Here is a 20,794-nt window from a genome sequence, read left to right on the forward strand (position 1 = left end):
CGGTGAGTTCTCGGTGGGTTCTCGGGGAGGTCAGGACAGGCGGTCGCGGCCGGTGGCGATGAGGCGCTCGATGGTGGCCGGGAGCTTCTCCTGGTCCGGGTCGTGGTGGCGGCCCTCGCGGTGGCGTCGCAGGTTGTGGCCCATGATCGCGGCCATCTTGAATCGCCCCAAGGCGTCGAACCACGCCAGGTCGGGCAGCTCGGTGGGACCTGCGTACAGCCCGACGAGCTCCGCGGTCGAGGGCAGGCCGGGGACCTCGCGACCCACGCCGGGGAAGTTGGACCCGTCGGCGAACACCAGGAACCAGCCGAGCTCGACCCGCGGGTCGCCGGGGCTCCAGATCTCCCAGTCGATGAGGGCAGCCGGCTCGGTGCCGGCCGAGATGATGTTGCCGAGGCGGTAGTCGCCGTGGACCAGGACGGGGTCGACAGGGTCCGGGACGTCCGCCGACAGGACCCGGCGCAGGTCGACGGCGCCCGGCACGAGCTCCTCGGGGACCGCGTTCATCGTGCGCACCCAACGGGCCAGCTCGTCGAAGGGGTGCAGCGGCTCGGAGTCCACCGGGAGCGAGTCGAGAGGTACGCCGTGCAGCCGGGGCAGCACCTCGGCCGCCCGGCGCATCCGGGCCGCGGCCAGGTCAGCGGGGACGGCCGGGTCGTCGAGCACCGGCTCGAGGGCCTCGCCCCGGACCAGGTCCATGGCGAACCACCCCTGGCCCTCGCCGTCGCCGGGGTCCTCGCTGGCGCGGACGGCCGGGACAGGGACGTCGGTGCCGGCGAGCGCGTCGAGGATCCGGGCCTGGCGGAGCATGTCGTGCCTGCCCACGGCGCGCTGGCCGGGCGGCACGGCCTTGACGACCAGCTCCCGGTCGCCCACAGCGACCCGATAGGTCAGGCCCGAGTGCCCGCCGGGCAACGGCTCCATCGCCGAGGCCTCGCCGTCGAGACCCGCCTCTCGGAGGGCGGCGACCACCCGGGCCGCGAGCACGTCGGTGTCGGCCGGTGTCGTCATCGTGGCTCCCGGGGAAGGCCGAGCACCCGCTCGGCGAGGATGTTGTGCTGGATCTCGTCGGTGCCCCCGGCGATCCGGTAGCCCGGTGCACCGAGGACGTGCTCGGTCCATGCCCAGGTGCCCCAGCGACCGTCGTCGGCGGTGAGGGCGGCGCCGAGCAGCAGCCGCGCGACCTCGGAGGTGCGGGCCATGGTGTCGGTCGCGAGGAGCTTGCCCACCGATGCCTCCGGGCCGGGGTCGTTGCCAGCGACGAGGGAGGCGGCCACGCGCATGCCGGTCAGGCGCTGGACATAGCTGCGGGTCACGAGATCGGCCACGGCGTCGCGCTCGATCTCGGTCAGAGGTCGGTCGAGGTGGCGCGCGAGCTCGACTGCGCGGTCGGCGTTCTCCAGGCCGAGCGTGCCGGAGTCGAGCCGCTCCGAGGCGAGCACCGTCAGGGCGACCTTCCAGCCGTCGCCCACCGGGCCGAGCCGGTGCGTGTCGTCGAGGACGACCCCGTCGAGGTAGACCTCGTTGAACGAGGTGCCGCCCGTCATCTGCCGGATCGGGCGCACCGTGACGCCCGGGGCGCCCATCGGGACAAGGAAGACGGTGAGGCCGGCGTGCTTGGCGGCGTCCGGGTCGGTCCTCGTGACGGCGACGCCGACGTCGGCGACGCGCGCGCCCGACGTCCAGACCTTGTGCCCGTCGAGACGCCACCGGTCCCCGTCGCGCACCGCCCGGGTGCGCACGGCCGCGAGGTCGGACCCGGCCTCGGTCTCGGAGAAGAGCTGGCAGGCGATCAGGTCGGTGCGCAGCATCGCGCGGACGTACGTCGCCCGCTGCTCCTCGGTGCCCCACTGGTCGATGGTCGGGGCGACCAGCTGCTGGGTGACGGGGAACATCTCGGTGCGCCGCGGCACGTCGAACTCGGCCTCGACCCGACGGAACGCGAGCAGGTAGGAGGTCGGGAGGTCGCTCCCGCCGTATGCCGCGGGCCAGGTGATCGCTCCGAAGCCGGCGTCGTACCTGGCCTGCTCGTAGGCGCGGATCCGGTCGGTCTCGGCGCGTTCCTCGTCCTCGGTCCAGTTCTCGAAGACCGAGACGGAGTCGCTGCCGGTGCCCCAGGCGCGCGTCGTCCGACGGTCCGCGACGGTGGCCAGCCACGCGCGCGCATGCTCCTCGAAGGTCGCGAGGTCGGGTCGGTCGTGGGTCATCGCACGGCCTCCAGGACGGTGCAGGCGCTGATGCCGGGTGCGCCGTAGACGTGGGTGAATCCGAGTCGTGGCGCACCCGGCACCTGGCGCTCACCGGCCTCGCCGCGCAGCTGGGTGACGACCTCGTGCACCTGTCGCAGCCCGGACGCCCCGATGGGCTCGCCGTTGGCGATGCAGCCACCATCGGTGTTGACCGGCAGCCGGCCGCCGAGATCGGTCTCGCCGCGGAGGATCCACTCCTCCTGCTCACCGTGCTCGCAGAACCCGCACTCGGCGAGGTGCATGACCTCGGCGCCGGCCTCGGTGTCCTGGAGCTGGGCGACGTCGATGTCGCCAGGGCCCACGCCCGCGCTCTCGAACGCGGCGCGGGCGGCGTCGGTGCTCACGCTCGACGGCGTCCCGCCGCCCTGGATCGAGGGCGCGAACACCTCGAAGGAGCCGAAGCCGCGCGTGCGGGTGGCGACGGAGCGGAGCCGGACCGGCCGGCCGCCGAGGCGCTCGGCGGCGGCCGCGGACGCCACGACGATCGCCGCGCCACCCTCGCCGGGTGAGCAGAACATGTACTGGGTGAGGGGGTCGTTGACCATGGGCGCCCCGGCGATCTCCGCCTCCGACAGCGCCTCGCGGCGCCAGGCATTGGGGCTGATCGAGCCGTTGCGGAAGGACTTCGCGGCCACCCGGGCGAGGGTCCGCTCGGAGATCCCGTGCTCGCGCATGTAGCGGGCGATCTTGATCGCGAAGAACTGGGTGGTGACCATCAGGCCCGCTTCGCCGTAGCCAGCAGGCAGGCCCCAGTCCTCGGGCCGGGGGTCGAAGGCGCCGCGGGGATGCTTGTCGAACCCGACCGCGAGCGCGACGTCGGCGGCTCCGGAGCGGATCGCGTTGACCGCGGCGACGAGGGCGCTGCCGCCTGTCGCGCACCCGTTCTTCACGTTGGTGAAGGGGATGCCCGTGAGGCCGAGGTCGGCGACGAGGGTGTCGGCGAGTCCCGAGCCGTCGCTGCCCCCGAAGGCGACCTGGACGTCGGGCCAGCCGATGCCGGCGTCGGTGAGCGCGGCGTGGATCGCGTGCAGCGCCATCTGCCGGCCGGAGACGCCGGGCTGACGGCCGAAGCGGGACAGTCCGGCGCCGATGATCGACACGGAGCTCATCGAGCCTGCTCCTGGGGCGAGGGCGCCGACGTGCGATCGAGCCAGGCCGGCGTGGCGAAGCGGGGCACGGGCTCGGTGGCCACGAGGACCACCTCGGCACCCACGAGCTCGGCCGGGTCGGAGCAGTCGAGCACCGCCTCGACGCGGACGCCCTCCGGCAGCTCGACGTACCCCACGGCGAAGGGCGTGAAGCCCTCCGCCGGGGGGACGTAGGGAGGTGACTTGGGAGCGAACCGCTGGACCGTGTGCGACCAGACGGTGCCGCGCCCCGTGAGGTCGACGGCTGTCACCTCGGCGCTGCCGCAGCGCTGGCAGCCGACGGCGACGGGGAACGCGACGTTGTCGCACCCGGCGCACCGGCTTCCCCGCAGGGTCGTCTCGACGCTCACTCCATCTCCTCCGTGTGCTCCAGTTGGGCTGTGACGCAGGGTCGGTCGGCAGCGTCAGCGGCCGACCCACACCGGGTCGCGCTTCTCGAGGAAGGCCTGGACGCCTTCCTTGCCATCGGCGGACTGCAGCGCGTTGCCGACGGCGAGGTGCTCCATGATCATCAGCGAGCGGACGTCCGCATCGAGGCCCTGGTTGATGGCCATCTTGGTCAGCTTCATCATGTAGGGGCTCTTGTCGGTGAGCGTGGAGATGAAGTCCTCCACGCGCTTGTCGAGCTCCTCGGCGGGCGCCGAGTCGTTGATGAGGTCGAAGTCCTTGGCCTCCTGGCCCGACAGGAGCTTGCCGGTGAGCATGAGCTCCTTGGTCTTGCGCAGGCCGATCATCCGCGGGAGGCGGTAGATCGGGCCGGCACCGCCGAAGAGGGCGCGCCGGATGTGGAAGTCACCGATCTTGGCGTCGTCGTCGGCGATGGCGAAGTCGCAGGAGATCATCAGCTCGAAGCCACCCGCGGTGACGTAACCCTCGAGGACCGCGACCGACGGCGTGTTCATCTGGTAGAGCCGGTCGCACACCTGGGCCGACAGGACCGCGACGTCCATGGCGGTGGTGGTGCCGATGAAGTCGGAGAGCAGCTCGTCGAGGTCGAAGCCGGAGCAGAACTGGTTCTGCACGCCGCGCAGGACCAGCACCCTGAGCTCGGGGTCCTCGTCGACCTCCTTGATGATCTCGTCCAGGCGGTGGAGCAGCTCCACCGTGACGGCGTTCTTCTTGTGGGGGCGGTTGAGCCACACCCGGGCGACGTTGCCGTCCTTCTCGAGGATGACGTGGTCGGTGTCGATGGCCATTGTGCAGCGTCCTTTCAGAACCGAACTGGATTCAGTTTAGTTTGAACTCACTTCAAGGTGATGTCAAGCACGCCGCGGACGCAGCCCGGAACGACCCGGATCCCGGCTCAGATCTCGGCGCCGACGCGGTAGCCCTCCGCGATCGCGTGGCTGATGCGACGGGGAGTCACGCAGTCCCCGATGACGCTCACACCCGGACCGGCCGCCAGGCCGAACGGCGCGACGACGACGCGGGGCCGGTGCCACACGGTGAGCGATGCGGGCAGCTCCAGGTCGGGTCCTCCGAAGACCGGGCGCAGCACAAGTGGCTCGCCGGCGTCCTCCGGGACCACCAGCTCATGCGCGACATGGAGCTGCGCCCCCCCGGCCCCGAGCCGGCGCAGCAGTGGTGCCGTGCTCTCGTGCGGGACCCGGGAGGCGAGCGCCGTGAGTGGCGTGGCGAAGGTGACCCGCCAGCCCTGCTGCAGGAGGGCCTCGACCGCGCTGTACGCCGGCCAGAACCCGTCACCCTCGTCGTAGACGACGGCCCGTCGTCCGGGCACCTCCCGCTGCCGCGCCAACAGCACCTCGTCCACCGTCGCGGCCGGGCGATCGGCCAGGACCGTTGGTTGCGCCGCCGGGGCAGACCCGGTCGCCAGGACCACGTGGTCCGCCAACGTGCGGATCTCGGCCAGGTCGTCGGCGTCGATCCCCGCCCCGAGGTTGACCTCGACACGCAGCCGCTTCATCTCGTGGGCGAGATGGTCGACGATGTCGATCAGCGTGGCGCGGTGCGGTGAGGCCGCGGCGACCCGTACGGCACCGCCGAGCTGGTCGGACTGCTCGAAGACGGTGACCCGATGACCGCGCCCGGCGGCCACACGAGCAGCCTCCAGCCCCGCCGGCCCGCCACCGATGACGTACACCTCCCGGGGCCTCGCCACGGGCACCCCGACGTTGGCGTGCCGACCCCGGCCCACCTCCGCGTTGACCGCGCAGTGCAGGTGCGGGTCGAAGGCCCGGCAGTCCTGGTTGACACCCAGGCACCCACGCACCTCGGCGAGCCGACCCTCCCGAGACTTCACCGGCAGGTCCGGGTCGGCGATGAGGGCGCGAGCCATCCCGACGAGGTCGGCGTGACCGGACTTGACGACGTGCTCGGCCGTCGCGACGTCACGGATCCGCTGGCCCACCAGGACCGGCAGTCCCGTGGCCGCACGGACACGCGCGGCCGACGGCACGGCGACCGCGTCCGGGTGCGTGGAGTCCTTGACGTAGGCACCGCGCGTGCCGTGCGTGATGCTGAAGTAGTCGACCCCGAGGCCGGCGAGGTGCTCGGCGACGCGCACACAGTCTTCGATGCCCATCCCGCCGGGGATCTCCTCCTCCCCGCTGAGGCGGACGCCGAGGACGAAGCCGGCGGGGGCCTCGGAGCGCATGGCCTCGAGGACCAGGCGCGTGAACCGCAGCCGGTTCCCGAAAGAGCCGCCGAAGCCGTCGGTGCGCAGGTTGGTGAGCGGTGACATGAACTGGGCAGGGAGGTAGCCATGGGCCGCGTGGACCTCCGCTCCGTCGGCGCCGGCCCTGACGAGGTTCGCCGTCGAGACCCGCCAGCCCTCGACGATGTCGTCGATCTCGGCGACGGTGAGCTCGTGGGGCGGGTAGGCGTCGCGCACGGTCTTGAGGGCGGACGGCGCGACGGGCGGTGCGTCGGACTCGCCTCCGATGAACTCCCGGCCGAGGTGGCACAGCTGGCCGATGAAGCGCGCGCCGTGTCGGTGGATGACCTCGACCTTGGCCGCGGTCGCGGGGACGAACTCGTCGCGGTAGGCCTCGACGAGCTTGCGCGAGCGCAGCGTCGTGGTCGGGTGCACGACCGTCGCACCACCGATGACGAGACCGACGCCGCCTGCTGCGAGCCGTTCGAAGTGCTCGGTGTCGCCACGCGTGGGCACGCCGCGCTCGGCCATGCTGGTGCCGGCCGGGAGGGCGACCAGGCGGTTGCGCAGGGTGAGCGCTCCCAGCCGGAACGGCGAGAAGACGTGCGGGAAGTCGTCAGTCACCGGGACTCCGCGAGCCACTTCTGATCGGCATGGTCGACCTCCGTCGCGTAGCATCGAAGAACGTGTGAATTGAAGTGAGTTCATGTCAGCCTAGGAGCCAATGCGCCCGTTGGCAACCCGCCCGTGCCTCCGCATTGTGACCCTTGACACATGACGTGCCTACTTCTACGTTGAACTTGATTCAGCCCTGAAGTTAATTCACTTTGGTCGGCGCGACCGCGCCTACCCTCGCTTCGGAGGAGCGCTCATGAGCGACCTGCGTGATCTCAAGGCCATCGAGGACATCCACTACCGCTATGCATCGAGCGTCGACTCGGGGCAGATGCACCGCCTGAGCGAGGTCCTGCACCCCGACCTCTGGGCTCAGTACGGCAATGCTGATCCGGTCCGGGGCGCGGACAACGTCATCTCGTGGATGTCCGATTTCACCAAGTCCTGCGAATGGCAGCACCACTTGCTGAACGTCTACCACGTCGATGTCGAAGGTGACCGGGCCACGGCGCTCGTCTACCACACCTCCTACGAGAAGTTCGCCGGGGACGACGAGGTCTGCTTCCTCGTCGCGAGGTACCACAACGAGGTCGTGCGCCACGAAGGGACATGGAAGATCTCCCGCCTGGTCTTCGAGATCCTCTACGGCGATCGGCGTCCCGCCGAGACCGACTACCTGGCGGCAGTCGGCGGACGAGGTCCCGCCGTTCCGGGCTGGCCGGCACCGCGCGCGGAAGCCCGCTGAGATGAACATCGACGAGCTCCTCGAGATCGAGACGATCAAGGCGCTTCGGATCCGCGGGTCCGCCTACTTGGACGCGGGCCGACTGGATGACCTGGTCGACCTCTACCACCCCGATGCCGTGTGCGAGTTCGGCCCGTACGGCAGCTGGACCGATCGATCGCGCTACAAGGAGAGCTTTGCGGCGGCCGAACAGCCCTTCTACGCAAGTGGCTACTTCTCCAATCTCCACGTGGTCGTGAACCACGTGGTGGACCTGACTGGACCCGACAGCGCGACGGGGCTGGTCTACCTCCTCGACTTCGTGACCGGCGACCAGATGCGCGAGGGCGGTAACCCTCTCTACTGGCTGGGGGTCTACGAGGAGGAGTACCAGCGCACGGATGGCGACTGGAAGATCCTGCGCCAGAGCCTCAACTTCGTCTGGCCCCAGCGCATGCTCAACGACGGCTTCCTCGAGCGTCAAGCAGCAACCGACTGACATGGACAACCACTCGACAGGAGACGAAATGACGAGCATGACGACCGACGCAACGACCCGGGCGGCAGACATCGAGGAGATCCGGATGCTGTCCGCGCGCTACGCCAAGGGTCTCGACACCTTCGACATGGATGCGCTCATGGCTCCCTACACCGCCGACGCGGTGTTCGACGCCGGGCCCATGGGCCTCGAGAGCTACAGCGGGACGGAGGCGATCCGGGACTTCTTCGCGCACAACCAGGAGGTCATGGCTGACCAGATGCACCTGTTCAGCAACTTCATCATCGACTTCGACGGCCCGGACCAGGCCTGCGGCAGCAACTACCTGCTCCAGGACGGGCACAACAAGGAGGGCGCGACCGTGAAGTGCTTCTGCATGAACGAGGACGTCTACAGACGTACTCCCGATGGTTGGCGCATCGCCTCCCGCAGGATCAGCCCCCTGATGCCGCCCCAGCTCGAGAACTACTGACCCCGGCCTGACTCCCACCCGAGAACGGAGACGACGCATGGCCCTGGACCGCACCTACACCGGCTTCTACATCGACGGACAGTGGCGTGAATCGAGATCGAACGACCACTTCGATGTGGTGTCGCCCCGGAACGAGGAGGTGATCGGCACGGTCCCTGCCGCCGACCGGGACGACATCGACGCGGCCGTGGCAGCCGCGCGTCGTGCCTTCGACGAGACTGACTGGCCTCGCCTCGCCCCGGCAGAACGAGCCGGCTACGTACGCAAGCTCGCCACGGCACTGCACGACAGGGCCGGCGAGCTGGCCGAGCTCATCTCGGAGGAGCTCGGCTGCACCCTCTTCCTCTCGCAGGTGTACGAGGCCGTCTCAGCCACCATGAGCTTCAACTACAACGCCGAGCTGGCAGAGTCCCTGCAGCTGTCGGAGGTCCGTCGGAGTGACCTGACCTACCTGTCCGGCGGGTCCAGCGGCGGCAGTGTCATCCCCATGGCTGGCCGCAGCCTGGTCGTGAGGGAGCCCCGCGGCGTGGTCGCCGCCATCCCGGCCTACAACTTCGCCCTCCCAGCCGTTGGCCAGAAGGCAGGCCCGGCGCTCATCGCCGGGTGCACGGTCGTCCTGAAAGTGCCTGAGGCGAACCCTCTGGCGATCTTCGCGGTGGGTGACCTGATGACCGAGGTCGGCATGCCTGCAGGTGTCCTCAACATCGTCGCGGCCAGGGCGGAGATGTCCCACTACCTGGTGACCCACCCCGGCGTGGACATGGTCAGCTTCACAGGTTCGACCGAAGTCGGTCGAGCCATCGGCCGTGCCTGCGGCGAGCTGGTACGCCCCGTGGTTCTCGAGCTCGGAGGAAAGTCAGCTGCCATCGTGCTGCCGGACGCGGATCCCGAGCAGGCCGTCCCCGCCATCATGGGTGCCAGCGTGATCGCCAACTCCGGCCAGAGCTGTGTGGCCCAGACGCGGATCCTCGTGCATCGCGACCAGTACGAGCAGTACGCCGCCGCGTTCGAGCAGGCCTTCGCCTCGCTCAAGGTCGGCGACCCCTTCGAGGCGGACACGATGATCGCGCCCGTGGTCTCCGAAGCGCACCGCGACCGCATCGAGGAGAGGATCCAGCGGGCGATCGACGAGGGTGCCACCCTCCGGTTCGGCGGCCGGCGGCCGGCGCATCTCGACAAGGGCTGGTACATCGAGCCGACGCTCTTCACCGACGTCACGAACGACATGACGATCGCACAAGAAGAGGTGTTCGGACCCGTTGCCGCACTGATCGCGTACGAGGACGAGGACGACGCGGTCCGCATCGCCAACGACAGCAAGTACGGCCTGTCGGGTTCGGTGTTCACCGCGGACCCCGTCAAGGGTTTCGAGATCGCACACAAGATCAGGACCGGGACGTTCTCGGTGAACGGCTTCGCGGCCGACCTCGGCTCCCCCTTCGGGGGCTACAAGCAGTCGGGCTTGGGGCGGGAACATGGAACTGCCGCCATCGAGGAGTACTTCGTCACCAAGACGATCTCCGTCGATCCGACCACCGACCTCCCTGAGGCAGTGGTCGCCGGAATCCCGTCGGGAGCTGGCCCGGGCATCGCCTGACGTGGAACCGGAGGTCTGGTTCGTGATCAGACGGTGAACCGCCCGCCGTTGCTGAGCAGCACCGCGCCGACGACGTTGGCCGCGCCCGCGGAGGCGAGGTAGCAGACGGTGTCGGCGAGCTGCTCGGGGCTGGCGAACCCGATCGCGCCGGTCGCGGCCAGCGCGTCCCGCACCGCGCCCGGCGTACGTGCTGCCATGGGGGTGTCGACCGGCCCGGGTGCCACCGTGTTGACCCGGATGCCGTGGGCGATCGCCTCCTTGGCCACCGACTGGCTGAGCGCGTGCACGCCGGCCTTGGAGGCGGCGTACGCCGGGTAGCCGACGAGGGTGTCGAAGGCGGCGGACGAACCGATCGTCACGATGGCCCCGCTGCGCTGGGGTCGCATCGCGCGCACCGCAGCGCGCAGCACGTGGAAGGTGCCGTCGAGGTTCACCGCCACCACGCGACGCCAGGTCTCCTCCGTCATCCGGCCGATCACGTCGACGGGGTCCCCCGACTCCCGCGCCTCCTGCAGCCAGGCCTTGGCCTGCGGGTCGTCCACGCCTGCGCAGTGCACCACCACGTCGAGGTGCTCGTCGGCCGCCACCACGTCGGCCACCAGCCGGTCGACCGCGGCTCCGTCGGTCACGTCGACCACGTGGGCGGCACCGCCGACCTCGACGGCGACCGAGCCGGCCGAGGCCGCGACCACGTCGACGACGTGGACCCGCGCGCCCTCGGCGGAGAGCTGTCGGACGACGGCGGCACCGATCCCGGAGCCGCCTCCCGTGACGAGGGCGACCTGGCCCTGGAATCGGCCGGGGGCGACGGAGGTGGTGCTGTGGCTCATCTGGGAGATCCTCTCCGGGTCCGACCACGGTCGGCCCGTCTTCTCGGGTCCCGCGCGGGTGCGGAGGACATCAGGGGGCCGCACACCTCGGTGGCCGCGGCCCGGACAGCGGTGCGCAGGCGCGCCTCCGGGACAGTGAGCCGGACCGACTCCTGCTCGACGAGGTCATGGCGGCTGAGGACGCGGTAGGTCTCGACGAAGACGTCTGGCTCGTCCGGGTGAGGGGCGAGCAACCAGTCACGGGCCCCCAGCCGCAGCCGGGACATCCGCAGGCGCCCCATCGCCTCCCCGAACGCGTCCCGGAGCGGGTGCGGCACGGCGTACTCGTAGCGAACCTCGAGCTCGCCGTCGCCTGCGGCCGCGAGGCGCCCGTGCAGCACGGCGTCCACGTCGGCCAGGTCGGGCTCGATGCCGACACTCGAACCGAGCCCCGCCCTCAGGAGGACCAGCACGGAGAGCACCATGAGCATGGTCGCCGCGAGCAGGGCGCCGGGCAGTCCGGCCAGATCGGCGACGAAGCCCCAGAGGAGCGCCCCGACCGCCTGTGTCCCCTGGAACAGGAAGAGGAGCAGCGCGATGATGCGCGGTCGCACCCAGTCGGGCATCGCCTGGTGGGCCAGCATCATCCAGGTGCTCTGCACGCCGACCCAGGCGACGCCCCCCAGCACCAGCGCGCCGCCGACGAGCACCGGGCTGGTGCTCGTGCCGAGGACCAGCATCGTCAGGGCGTACGCCGACGAGCCCGCGGCCGCGAACACCGGGACGGGGAGTCGGCGACGCAGCGGCGGGAGGACGAACGTGGCCACCACGGCGCCCGACCCGAGCAGCGCCATCACCACTCCGAAGCCGCGGGAATCCAGGCCGAGCCGGTCATGGGCGACCAGGGAGACCAATGCCCAGAGCGCACTGGCCGGTAGCCCGAAGAGCACCATCCGGGCGAGCAGTCGGCGCGTCCAGGGCGAGTACTGCGCGAACCGCAGCGCCTGGACGATGTCGGGCAGGATCGCGCGTCGCGGTTCCCGCCGCCCGGGGCGCCGCGTCTCCACGACGAGGAAGACCGAGCCGCAGGCCGTGAACGCGCCCGCCACCACGAGGAAGGTGCTGGTGGACCCGGCGAGCCCCAGCCCGATGCCGGCGACGAGCGGCCCGACGGCACGGGCGACGTTGTAGACGGCGCCGTCGAGGACCGTGGCCGACCCGAGCATCGGGCGGCCGACCAGCTCGGTGATCAGCGACTGCCACGCGACGCCGACGACGGCGAGGGCGGCGCCCACCACCAGGACGGTGCCGACCAGCAGGGCGGCGTCGTCGATCCCGGCGACCCCGAGCAGCGCGCCGACGACGGCCGAGACGGCGGACGCGAGCATCGCGACCGCCTGGAGCCGCTCGCGGGAGGCGAAGCCGACGACCGCACCGACCGGGAGGGCGAGGAGGAGGAACGGGAGAGCCATGGCCGCGGGCGCCAGCGACACGACGGTCGCGGACTCGCCGCGCTCGGTCAGCATCCACTGCACCGTCACCACGTGCGACCACACCGCAGTCGCGTTGACCAGCTGGACGGTGAGGAGCAGCGCGAACAGGCGCCGACGGAGCGCGGCGAACGTGCCCGGAGGGCCCTCGGCCGACATCGGCACCACGTCCCGCACCTCCTTCTGCGTTCCTGAAGTGAGTTTGGTTTGGTAGTGTAGCCGCAGTCACACAACGACGGGAGACCCAGTGAACGACCCGGACCTGATCGTGGTCGGCGCCGGCATGGCCGGCCTCACCGCAGCCGCTCGCGCCACCCGCGCAGGCAGCCGTGTGCTCGTGGTGGAGTCGGCCGACGACGTCGGCGGATCCGCCCGCCTTGCCGGCTACGCCTGGACCGCGCCGAGCCGCGAGGTCATCGACGCCGTCGTCCCCGACGGCGACGCCTCGCTGCGGTACGCGCTGGTCGACCGCTTCGCCGACGGGATCGACTGGATCCGGACTACCGGGGTCGAGGTCCGCGACCCCGTCGCGATCCTGGGGTTCGGCCTCGGCCACCAGTTCGACACCAACCAGTACGTCGACACCTGCCGCCGCCTCGTCGTGGAGGGCAGCGGCGAGGTCCGTACGCGCACCCGCACACGCCGGCTCCTCGTCTCGGAGGGCCGCGTCACCGGCGTCGAGCTCGAGGCTCCGGACGGGTCGACGGAGGAGGTGCACGCCGCGTGGACCATGCTGGCCACCGGCGGCTTCCAGGGCGACCCCGACCTGCTCGCCGAGAAGGTGCACCCTGCTGCCGGCCGGATGCAGCTGCGCTCGAACCCCCACAGCACGGGCGCGGGCTACCGCCTCGCCACCGCAGCAGGAGCAGCCACCGGCACCGACGACGCCGGCTTCTACGGCCACCTCGTGCCCACCGGCATCCCCTTCGCCGATCCTGCCGACTTCGTCGACCTCTCGCTCTACTACAGCGAGCACGCCCTCCTGCTCAACCTGCGCAACGAGCGCTTCGTCGACGAGACCCTCGGCGACCACCTCACGACCATGGCCCTGCTCGCACAGCCGGAGTCACGCGGCCTGCTCGTGTGCGACGCCCGGACCCACCGGGAGTGGGTCGTGGGCTCGTACGTCGAAGGGGCGGTGGCGGTCGACAAGTTCGCCGTGGCGACCCGGCGAGGCGGCCGGACCGGACTCGCCGAGTCGCTGGAGGAGCTGCAGTACCTGCCCGAGGAGTGGGGCTACGACGGCGCCGCGGTCCGTGCCGCGGTCGAGGCCTTCAACGCCGAGGCCGCGGCGGGCTCGCCGGCACCCGGCCGCACGCACGACACCCGGCCACAGGACGAGGGTCCGTGGTACGTCGTGGAGTGCGAACCGGCGATCACCTTCCCCTTCCACGGGGTGCTGATCGACGACCGGGCTCGCGTGCTGGGCACCGACGGGCAACCGGTCCCCGGCCTGCTGTCGGCCGGGGCGGACACCGGTGGCCTCTACCACAGGGCGTACGCCGGAGGGCTCGCCTCGGCGCTCGTCTTCGGCCTCGCTGCTGCCGACACCGCCGCCAGCAGCTGAGCATCAGACCCCGACCAGGTCGGCGATCGCCGCGCGGTGCTCGCGCGAGCTCCCGAAGACTCCCTCGTCGCCCAGCACCCGACGGAGGTAGTAGTGGGCCCGGTGCTCCCACGTGAAGCCGATGCCGCCGTGCAGCTGGATGGTCTCGTGGGCCGCGCGGAGGGCGGCGTCCTGACAGACAGCGGCAGCGACCGAGGCGGCCAGGTCCGCCTCGTGGGGGTCAGCGTCGGAATCGAGCAGGGCGGCCGCATAGCGGGCCGCGGAGAGGGCGCGCTCGCGGTCGACGAGCACGTCTGCCAGCCGGTGCTTGACAGCCTGGAAGGAACCGATGGCCCGGCCGAACTGCTGGCGCTGCACGACGTACTCACACGTCAGGTCGAGCAGGCGCGCCGCGATCCCGGCGTGCTCGGCCGCGAGAGCCACCAGCGTCAGACGGCGGAGGTCGGCGATCACGACCTCCGCACGCGGGGCGGCCACCAGCTGCGTTGCGGGGGCGGAGGCCAACGCGACGTCAGCCTGGCGCCGGGTCAGGTCCACGACGCGTCGAGGAGTGACCGAGCAGTGCTCGCGCGCCACGAGGAACAGGCCCGGACCGGCGTCGGTCCCGGCCACCACCACCACGTGGTCCGACGACTCCGCCTGCAGCACACCTGCGACCGAGCCAGTGAGCAGCCAGGAGTCCTCGCCGACCTCTGCATCCAGGCCGGCGGCAAGCGAGACGGTCAGCACCGACTCACCGGACAGGGCCGTGGCGCGCAGGTGCGCGACGCCCGCGGCGTCGTCGGCTGCCGCGAGGGCCCGGCACCCGAGCACCGCCGAGGCAAGCACCGGCTCGGGCAGCAGCGAGGCACCCGCCTCCTCCAGCACGACCGCGATCTCGCGCACCCCGAAGCCCGCTCCCCCGAGCGCCTCCGGCACCGCGAGGCCGCCGATCTCGAGCTCGCCGTTGAGCCGGCCCCACAGGTCGGCCGACCAGCCGAGCGCGGAGTCGGCAGAGGTCCGCACCTGCTCGTGGTCGGCGTGCTTGGCCAGCACCTGGCGCACGATCGAGCGCAGCTCGTCGTGCTCCTCGACCGGCGCCAGGAGGGCCGGGTCGGACTCTGGCCACGGCTGGGACATCAGCGTTCCTTCCCACACAATTTGACATGAGTTCAGTTCAGACTAGGCGCAGCCCACGCAGTCCGCAAGGCTGGACACCGCTCGCCGGATTGAACTAAGTTCAAATCATGCCCGACGCCGTCACCACTCTCGAGCGCTACTACGCCCTGGTCGACTCCGGCGACCTCGACGCCGCCATGGAGCTGCTGCACCCCAAGGCGTCGTTCGCGATCCTCCTTCCCGGCGGCGGCGTACGGGGAGACAGCCGCGACGGCATCCGCGCCTACCTCGAGGGCCGCGGCCCCGTCGTACGACGACACGTCCCGCTGCGCAGCTCGACCGACGGCGACCTCGACTTCGTCTACGGCTCCGTGCTCGAGGACGAGACGACCACGACCGGGCACTTCCTGGCCGCGGCGCACGTCGTCGACGGCGTCATCACCCGCTACCAGGTCAGCTTCGACCCGGACCTCACCCTGCTGCCCGCCACCGAAGGAGCTCCTGCATGAGTGCCACGCCTCTGCTGCGCGACTGGTTCGAGATCATGGACTCGGACACCCCCGAGCGCGTGCTCGACATGATCACCGTCGACTTCGAGCTGTCCATCCTGTTCGCCACGGCCGACGGTGCGGCGGAGTTCCACGGCGACCGCGCCGGGCTGGTCGGCTACCTCGAGCAGCGCGAGAAGAGCACCCTGACCCACCACCTGCTGTCGGGCGCCGAGGTCGACGGGACCGAGCTCGCCCTCGGCGAGACCCGGCGGGACGGCACCTTCGAGGCCTCGTTCAACGCCACCGCCGCCCTCGTGGACGGTCGCCTGGTCCGACGCCTCCTCATCTGCCGCACCCCGCGTGTCTCCTTCAGCTCGTGAACGCCGAGCTGGTGCCCTGGGACCGGCTGGGTCCCGCCCTCGTCGAGGCCACCGGTGACGAGCGCTGGCTCCACGGCCGGCCGGAGCTGATCGCTGGCGGGAAGTCCAACCTGACGTTCCTGCTCCGCAGCGAGGCCGGGGAGCTGGTCCTGCGCCGGCCTCCGACCGGCGAGCTGCTGCCGAGCGCCCACGACATGGCCCGCGAGGCCCGCGTGCAACGCGCCCTCGCGCCGACCGACGTGCCCACCGCGCGCGTGGTGCTGGCCGACGGCGGCGACCTGCTCGGCCTGCCCTGCTACGTGATGGAGAAGGCGGCAGGTCACGTGGTGCGCGGCACCCTGCCGGCGGGGTACGCGGACGACCCTGCGCAGCGGCACGCGATCGGGGCGGCCTTCGCGGACACGCTCGCGGCGCTCCACGCGGTCGACCCGGAGGCAGTCGGCCTGTCCGACTACGGGCGACCGGAGGGCTTCATGGCCCGGCAGGTGCGCCGGTGGACAGGCCAGTGGGAGGCCTCACGCAGCCGCGACGTGCCCGAGATCGACGAGCTCGGCCGCCGCCTCGCGGCCACCGTCCCGGCCCAGCAGCGCTCCACGATCGTGCACGGCGACTACCGCCTCGACAACGTCGTCCTGCACCCTGACGAGCCCGGCCGGATCACTGCCGTCCTCGACTGGGAGCTCTCCACCCTCGGCGACCCCCTGACAGACCTGGCCCTCCTCCTGCTGTTCTGGCGCGAGGAGGGCGAGCCGGGGCTCAGTCTCATCCCCGGCGTCTCGCACCTGCCGGGCTTCCCCGGTCGGGCCGAGCTGCTCGAGCGGTACGCCGCCGCGTCCGGGCTGGACGTGTCCGAGATGGACTGGTACCTCGCGTTCGCCCACTTCAAGTTCGCCGTCATCGCCCAGGGCGTCTCGGCCCGCTCCCGCGCCGGCGCGATGGGCGGGCAGGACTTCGGCGACCTCGACGCCGAGATCCTCGGTCTCGGCCGCCGCGGCCTCGCCCTCGTCTGATCCCCGCCCCTCGCACGTCCACCAGGAGCACCCCATGGACCTCTCCCTCTCCCCCCGCGCCGCCGAGACCGGCGAGAAGATGTGGGACTTCATGCGCACCCACGTCCTCCCTGCCGAGCGGGAGTGGACGTCGTACCTCCGCGAGCACGGCCCGCACGAGCACCCACCCGTCATGGAGGAGCTCAAGCGCGAGGCACGCAGCCGGGGCCTCTGGAACCTCTTCCTGCCGCGCGTCTCGGGACTCAGCAACGTGGAGTACGCGACCGTCGCGGAGATCTCCGGCTGGTCGCCCGTCATCGCCCCTGAGGCGATCAACTGCCAGGCCCCCGACACCGGCAACATGGAGACGATGGAGCTCTTCGCCACGCCCGCCCAGCGGGCGCAGTGGCTCGAGCCGCTCCTCGCGGGCGAGATCCGGTCCGCCTTCGCGATGACCGAGCCGGCCGTCGCCTCGTCGGATGCCACGAACATCACGACGACGATCACGCGCGACGGCGACGAGTACGTCATCAACGGCCGCAAGTGGTTCATCACCGGCGCCGCCGACGAGCGCTGCTCGATCTTCATCGTCATGGGCAAGACCGACCTCGAGGCCGAGACCCACCGCCAGCAGTCGATGGTGCTCGTCCCGCGCGACACCCCGGGCATGACCATCGAGCGGCACCTGCCGATCTTCGGCTACCAGGACCAGCACGGGCACTCGGAGATCGTGCTCGAGGACGTGCGCGTGCCCGTCACCAACCTCCTGGCCGAGGAGGGTGACGGGTTCGTCATCTCGCAGGCGCGCCTCGGGCCCGGCCGCATCCACCACGCGATGCGGGCCATCGGCATGGCCGAGCGCGCCCTGGCGCTGATGGTCGACCGGGCGAAGTCCCGCGTCGCCTTCGGCCAGCACCTTGCGGACTTCGCCAACGTGCAGGACCTCATCGCCCAGTCGCGCATCGACATCGACCAGGCCCGCCTCCATGTGCTGGACGCAGCCTGGAAGATCGACCAGCACGGCGCCAGGGGCGCGCGAAGCGAGATCGCCGCGATCAAGGTGTCCGCCCCGGCCATGGCCACGCAGGTGATCGACCGTGCCATCGAGGTGTTCGGCGGCGCCGGGGTCTCCGACGACACCCCGCTCGCCTACTTCTACGCCTGGGCCCGGGTGCTGCGCATCGTGGACGGGCCGGACGCAGTCCACCGGCGGACCATCGCTCGCATGGAGATGAAGCGGACACCGCCCTACGTCGGCTGACCCGTGCCGACGTCGGGCGGTGCCCTCATGGTGAGGAGCTAGGCGACGCTCGCCCCGCCGTCGACGTACAGCGTCTGGCCGGTGGTGTACGACGCCTCGTCGCTGGCCAGGAAGGTGACGGCCGCCGCGATGTCGTCTGGGACCCCGACGCGCTTGACGGGCACGGCCTCGGCGTTGAGCCGGCGGAACTCCTCGACGTCGAGGCGCAGCCGGGCGGCGGTCGCATCCGTCATCTCGGTGGCCACGAAGCCGGGCGCCACCGCGTTGACGTTGATGCCGAACGGGCCGAGCTCGATGGCGAGGGTGCGCGTCAGTCCCTGGATCCCCATCTTGGCGGCGGAGTAGTTGGCCTGCCCGCGGTTTCCGAGCGCGGAGATGCTCGACAGGTTGACGACCTTGCCGTACTGCTGGGCGACGAAGTGTCCCTGGACGGCCTTGGTCATGAGGAACGCGCCCTTGAGGTGGACGTCCATCACCAGGTCCCAGTCGGTCTCGGTCATCTTGAACAGCAGGTTGTCGCGGGTGATGCCCGCGTTGTTGACGAGGACGTGCACCCCACCGAGCGTCGTCTCGATCCGGTCGACGGCACCCGCCACCGCTCCGGCGTCCGAGACGTCGGCCCCGACCCCGACCGCCCCGACGCCCGCGACCGACGACACCCGGGCGGCGGCCTCCGCAGCGGCGCCCTCGTCCAGGTCGACGATCGCCACCGCCGCGCCCTCCTCGGCGAACCTCGTCGCGGTGGCGAACCCGATCCCTCGGGCACCCCCCGTGACAACGACGACACGTCCCTCGAAACGACCCATGTCCTGCTCCTCTCCATCCGTGGTGGTTGCGGTGGACCGCACCCGTCAGGCATCCTGACCTGAATTCACTTTAGGAGATTGTATGGCAACGTCGTTCGGCACCCTCGACGAGTTCCGCGCCGCGAGCGGCACCCACCTCGGCGCCGGGCCGTGGATGGCGGTCGACCAGGAGCGCATCCAGTCGTTCGCCGACGTGACGGAGGACTGGCAGTGGATCCACGTCGACGTGGACCGCGCCGCGAGGAGTGACATGGGCAGCACCATCGCCCACGGCTACCTGACCCTGTCGCTGCTCCCCCGGCTCAGCTCGGGGATCTTCGAGTTCACCGGCGCGGGCAAGGTCTTGAACTACGGCCTCGACCGCGTGCGCTTCCTCAACCCGGTCCGCGCGGGGGACCGCATCAGGGCGCACGCCGAGCTGGTGGAAGTCACCGACAGCGGGGACGGCGCGCTGGGGCGCGTCAGGTACACGCTCGAGATCGATGGCCGTGTCCGTCCGGCGTGTGTCGTGGAGGCCCTCATGCTGGCCCTGCCGGCCTGACCCGTCATCACTCGGGCGGACGATCAGTCCCGACGAGCACGCCCCTGCGGGAAGCATCGGGGTGATCAGGTCAGCGCGGCACCTGCCTGCGGAAACAGCCCCTGACCTCGCGTCTGCGCAGGTCAGGGGCTGTTCTTCTGCTCGGTGGGCGATACTGGGTTCGAACCAGTGACCTCTTCGGTGTGAACGAAGCGCGCTACCACTGCGCCAATCGCCCGAGCTCGGCAGAACCGTATCCCATGCTCGGGCCCGAACCTGAATCGGGTCAGGAATCGGCGCCGACGCCCGGCCGGTCGCCGGTGGAGCGGCCGCCCTTGATGTCGCGGCGCAGCTCCTCTGCCTTCTCCGGGTGACCGTGGAAGCGACGGTAGCTGTAGATGATGAGGCCGACTGCGATGAACGCCGACGCGACCTGGGTGACCCCGGTCCAGATGCCGCCGGGCAGCCACCACGTCTCCGAGACCGGCCACCACTCGGGGGCGGGGGGTTTCATGATCCAGAGCACCCCGCACGCACCCAGGACCACGGCGCCGAGGCAGGAGGCGATGATCCTCGGCCAGGTCTCGACGCCCTCGGCGGCGCCGAGCATCGCCCGCAGCCGTACGGGCTCGACCCGCTTCTCCGCCCAGTCGTACTGCTGGGAGAGCAGCGCGAGCCCGGCGAAGATCCCGAGGAGCCCTGGGCCGGGCAGGAAGATCGCGGCGATGCCGAGCAGCAGCAGGGTCCACCCCAGGATCTCGAGACCGATGCGCTTGGCTGCCCCCGTCATGGCTAGAACCTATCGGGCCGCACCAGCGACTTCTCGCCGCCGAGCCCACGACAGCCGTAACCCCGGGCATACCGTCAAGTTGAACAAGAGTCAGCCTCAAGATCCGGTCTGGACCGGTTGCGGTGAATTTTTGCCGTTCTGCATCACGCCCGGCCCCGCATGCCGTCTCATGAGCAACGCAACCCGGGGACCCACCGCCCCGGGCGACCAGAAGGAGCTCTCGATGAATCTGTCCGGAAGCGGGCACACCCTGTCCGACGTGGCGTTGGACATCACCGTCGAGTGCATGGACGACCGCGGGATCCGCCACGAGATCGACACCGTGCTCAGCTATGTCGGCTCCGACCCCTTCGCGGTCGCGATGACGTTCGTGACCTCCGACGGCGACCTGGTGTGGACCTTCGGCCGGGACCTGTTGATCCGCGGCACCGAGGCCCCTGCCGGCGACGGTGACGTGCACGTCTCTCCGGCGATCGGCCTGAGCGGACGTGCGATGGTCGCCATCGAGCTCACCTCCCCCGACGGCCACCTGGTGCTGATGGCCCGTGCCGGCGACGTCAGCGACTTCATCGCCCGCACCGCCGCGGTGGTCGCTCCCGGCACCGAGTCCGACGCCTTCGACGCGGACCTGCTGATCAGCCGGCTCCTCGCCTCCTGACGCACCACGCAGCGCCG

Annotated in this window: 22 protein-coding genes and 1 tRNA gene; 11 read left to right on the top strand and 12 right to left on the bottom strand. The window is 70.9% G+C overall.

Annotation, left to right across the window (positions count from 1 at the left end):
- Positions 1-30: 30 nt before the first annotated feature.
- The 6 genes from EXE59_RS20465 to EXE59_RS20490 all read right to left on the bottom strand — a co-directional run bounded on the left by EXE59_RS20465 (position 31) and on the right by EXE59_RS20490 (position 6,635).
- Complete coding sequence (locus EXE59_RS20465; protein WP_135840546.1) at positions 31-1,011, bottom strand: phosphotransferase family protein; 981 nt, start codon at positions 1,009-1,011, stop codon at positions 31-33.
- Positions 1,008-2,207 carry an acyl-CoA dehydrogenase family protein gene (locus EXE59_RS20470; protein WP_135840547.1) on the bottom strand — a complete coding sequence of 400 codons (1,200 nt, stop codon included), beginning with the start codon at positions 2,205-2,207 and terminating at the stop codon, positions 1,008-1,010. Before EXE59_RS20470 ends, EXE59_RS20465 begins: the two co-directional genes overlap by 4 nt.
- Positions 2,204-3,358, bottom strand: a complete 1,155-nt coding sequence (locus EXE59_RS20475; protein ID WP_135840548.1) for a thiolase family protein — start codon at positions 3,356-3,358, stop codon at positions 2,204-2,206. The genes EXE59_RS20470 and EXE59_RS20475 overlap by 4 nt, the downstream gene beginning before the upstream one ends.
- Entirely contained in the window at positions 3,355-3,747 is a 393-nt protein-coding gene (locus tag EXE59_RS20480) for a Zn-ribbon domain-containing OB-fold protein (protein WP_135840549.1), read from the bottom strand. The genes EXE59_RS20475 and EXE59_RS20480 overlap by 4 nt, the downstream gene beginning before the upstream one ends.
- Positions 3,748-3,801: 54 nt before the next feature.
- Positions 3,802-4,593, bottom strand: coding sequence for an enoyl-CoA hydratase/isomerase family protein (locus EXE59_RS20485; protein ID WP_135840550.1), 792 nt, complete (start codon positions 4,591-4,593; stop codon positions 3,802-3,804).
- A gap of 107 nt (positions 4,594-4,700) precedes the next feature.
- A complete protein-coding gene (locus tag EXE59_RS20490; RefSeq protein WP_210429085.1) occupies positions 4,701-6,635 on the bottom strand; it encodes an oxidoreductase in 1,935 nt (644 codons plus the stop codon).
- Positions 6,636-6,882: 247 nt separating this feature from the next.
- Between EXE59_RS20490 and EXE59_RS20495 the strand changes: the two genes are divergently transcribed.
- Genes EXE59_RS20495 through EXE59_RS20510 form a run of 4 tightly spaced genes read left to right on the top strand, consistent with a single transcriptional unit; the run spans position 6,883 to position 9,918 of the window.
- The gene (locus EXE59_RS20495; protein WP_135840552.1) at positions 6,883-7,371 is read left to right on the top strand and encodes a nuclear transport factor 2 family protein; all 489 of its coding nucleotides are present in this window, start codon (positions 6,883-6,885) and stop codon (positions 7,369-7,371) included.
- Position 7,372: 1 nt separating this feature from the next.
- Positions 7,373-7,849 (top strand): nuclear transport factor 2 family protein, encoded by a 477-nt coding sequence (locus tag EXE59_RS20500; protein WP_135840553.1) that lies wholly within the window; start codon positions 7,373-7,375, stop codon positions 7,847-7,849.
- Positions 7,850-7,886: 37 nt separating this feature from the next.
- Complete coding sequence (locus tag EXE59_RS20505) at positions 7,887-8,321, top strand: nuclear transport factor 2 family protein (protein ID WP_168218617.1); 435 nt, start codon at positions 7,887-7,889, stop codon at positions 8,319-8,321.
- 37 nt (positions 8,322-8,358) lie between these two features.
- On the top strand, positions 8,359-9,918 hold the full coding sequence (locus tag EXE59_RS20510) for an aldehyde dehydrogenase (RefSeq protein ID WP_135840555.1): 1,560 nt from the start codon (positions 8,359-8,361) through the stop codon (positions 9,916-9,918).
- Between the two features lie 26 nt (positions 9,919-9,944).
- Here EXE59_RS20510 and EXE59_RS20515 read toward each other — a convergent pair whose 3' ends face one another.
- The gene (locus tag EXE59_RS20515) at positions 9,945-10,748 is read right to left on the bottom strand and encodes an SDR family NAD(P)-dependent oxidoreductase (protein WP_135840556.1); all 804 of its coding nucleotides are present in this window, start codon (positions 10,746-10,748) and stop codon (positions 9,945-9,947) included.
- Positions 10,745-12,376 (bottom strand): MFS transporter, encoded by a 1,632-nt coding sequence (locus EXE59_RS20520; RefSeq protein WP_246057094.1) that lies wholly within the window; start codon positions 12,374-12,376, stop codon positions 10,745-10,747. Before EXE59_RS20520 ends, EXE59_RS20515 begins: the two co-directional genes overlap by 4 nt.
- Before the next feature lie 88 nt (positions 12,377-12,464).
- Here EXE59_RS20520 and EXE59_RS20525 point away from each other — a divergent pair, with 88 nt between their 5' ends.
- Entirely contained in the window at positions 12,465-13,784 is a 1,320-nt protein-coding gene (locus EXE59_RS20525; protein ID WP_246056943.1) for an FAD-binding protein, read from the top strand.
- A gap of 3 nt (positions 13,785-13,787) precedes the next feature.
- Here EXE59_RS20525 and EXE59_RS20530 read toward each other — a convergent pair whose 3' ends face one another.
- A complete protein-coding gene (locus EXE59_RS20530; protein WP_135840558.1) occupies positions 13,788-14,903 on the bottom strand; it encodes an acyl-CoA dehydrogenase family protein in 1,116 nt (371 codons plus the stop codon).
- Between the two features lie 107 nt (positions 14,904-15,010).
- Between EXE59_RS20530 and EXE59_RS20535 the strand changes: the two genes are divergently transcribed.
- The 4 genes from EXE59_RS20535 to EXE59_RS20550 are packed head-to-tail and all read left to right on the top strand — an operon-like array spanning position 15,011 to position 18,003.
- Complete coding sequence (locus EXE59_RS20535; RefSeq protein WP_135840559.1) at positions 15,011-15,391, top strand: nuclear transport factor 2 family protein; 381 nt, start codon at positions 15,011-15,013, stop codon at positions 15,389-15,391.
- A complete protein-coding gene (locus tag EXE59_RS20540; RefSeq protein ID WP_135840560.1) occupies positions 15,388-15,753 on the top strand; it encodes a hypothetical protein in 366 nt (121 codons plus the stop codon). Before EXE59_RS20535 ends, EXE59_RS20540 begins: the two co-directional genes overlap by 4 nt.
- On the top strand, positions 15,750-16,763 hold the full coding sequence (locus EXE59_RS20545) for a phosphotransferase family protein (protein ID WP_135840561.1): 1,014 nt from the start codon (positions 15,750-15,752) through the stop codon (positions 16,761-16,763). The genes EXE59_RS20540 and EXE59_RS20545 overlap by 4 nt, the downstream gene beginning before the upstream one ends.
- A 34-nt stretch (positions 16,764-16,797) precedes the next feature.
- Positions 16,798-18,003, top strand: a complete 1,206-nt coding sequence (locus EXE59_RS20550) for an acyl-CoA dehydrogenase family protein (protein WP_135840562.1) — start codon at positions 16,798-16,800, stop codon at positions 18,001-18,003.
- A 38-nt stretch (positions 18,004-18,041) separates the two neighbouring features.
- Here EXE59_RS20550 and EXE59_RS20555 read toward each other — a convergent pair whose 3' ends face one another.
- Entirely contained in the window at positions 18,042-18,809 is a 768-nt protein-coding gene (locus tag EXE59_RS20555) for an SDR family NAD(P)-dependent oxidoreductase (protein ID WP_135840563.1), read from the bottom strand.
- 82 nt (positions 18,810-18,891) lie between these two features.
- Between EXE59_RS20555 and EXE59_RS20560 the strand changes: the two genes are divergently transcribed.
- On the top strand, positions 18,892-19,350 hold the full coding sequence (locus EXE59_RS20560) for a MaoC family dehydratase (RefSeq protein ID WP_135840564.1): 459 nt from the start codon (positions 18,892-18,894) through the stop codon (positions 19,348-19,350).
- 145 nt (positions 19,351-19,495) lie between these two features.
- Here the strand turns inward: EXE59_RS20560 and EXE59_RS20565 are convergent.
- Both EXE59_RS20565 and EXE59_RS20570 read right to left on the bottom strand, forming a co-directional pair.
- A tRNA-Val gene (locus EXE59_RS20565) sits at positions 19,496-19,567 on the bottom strand.
- 48 nt (positions 19,568-19,615) lie between these two features.
- On the bottom strand, positions 19,616-20,119 hold the full coding sequence (locus EXE59_RS20570) for a PGPGW domain-containing protein (RefSeq protein WP_135840565.1): 504 nt from the start codon (positions 20,117-20,119) through the stop codon (positions 19,616-19,618).
- Between the two features lie 223 nt (positions 20,120-20,342).
- Here EXE59_RS20570 and EXE59_RS23960 point away from each other — a divergent pair, with 223 nt between their 5' ends.
- Positions 20,343-20,777 (top strand): SsgA family sporulation/cell division regulator, encoded by a 435-nt coding sequence (locus EXE59_RS23960; RefSeq protein WP_168218618.1) that lies wholly within the window; start codon positions 20,343-20,345, stop codon positions 20,775-20,777.
- Positions 20,778-20,794 lie beyond the last annotated feature (17 nt).

The organism is Nocardioides eburneiflavus, assembly GCF_004785795.1.
Lineage (GTDB): Bacteria > Actinomycetota > Actinomycetes > Propionibacteriales > Nocardioidaceae > Nocardioides > Nocardioides eburneiflavus.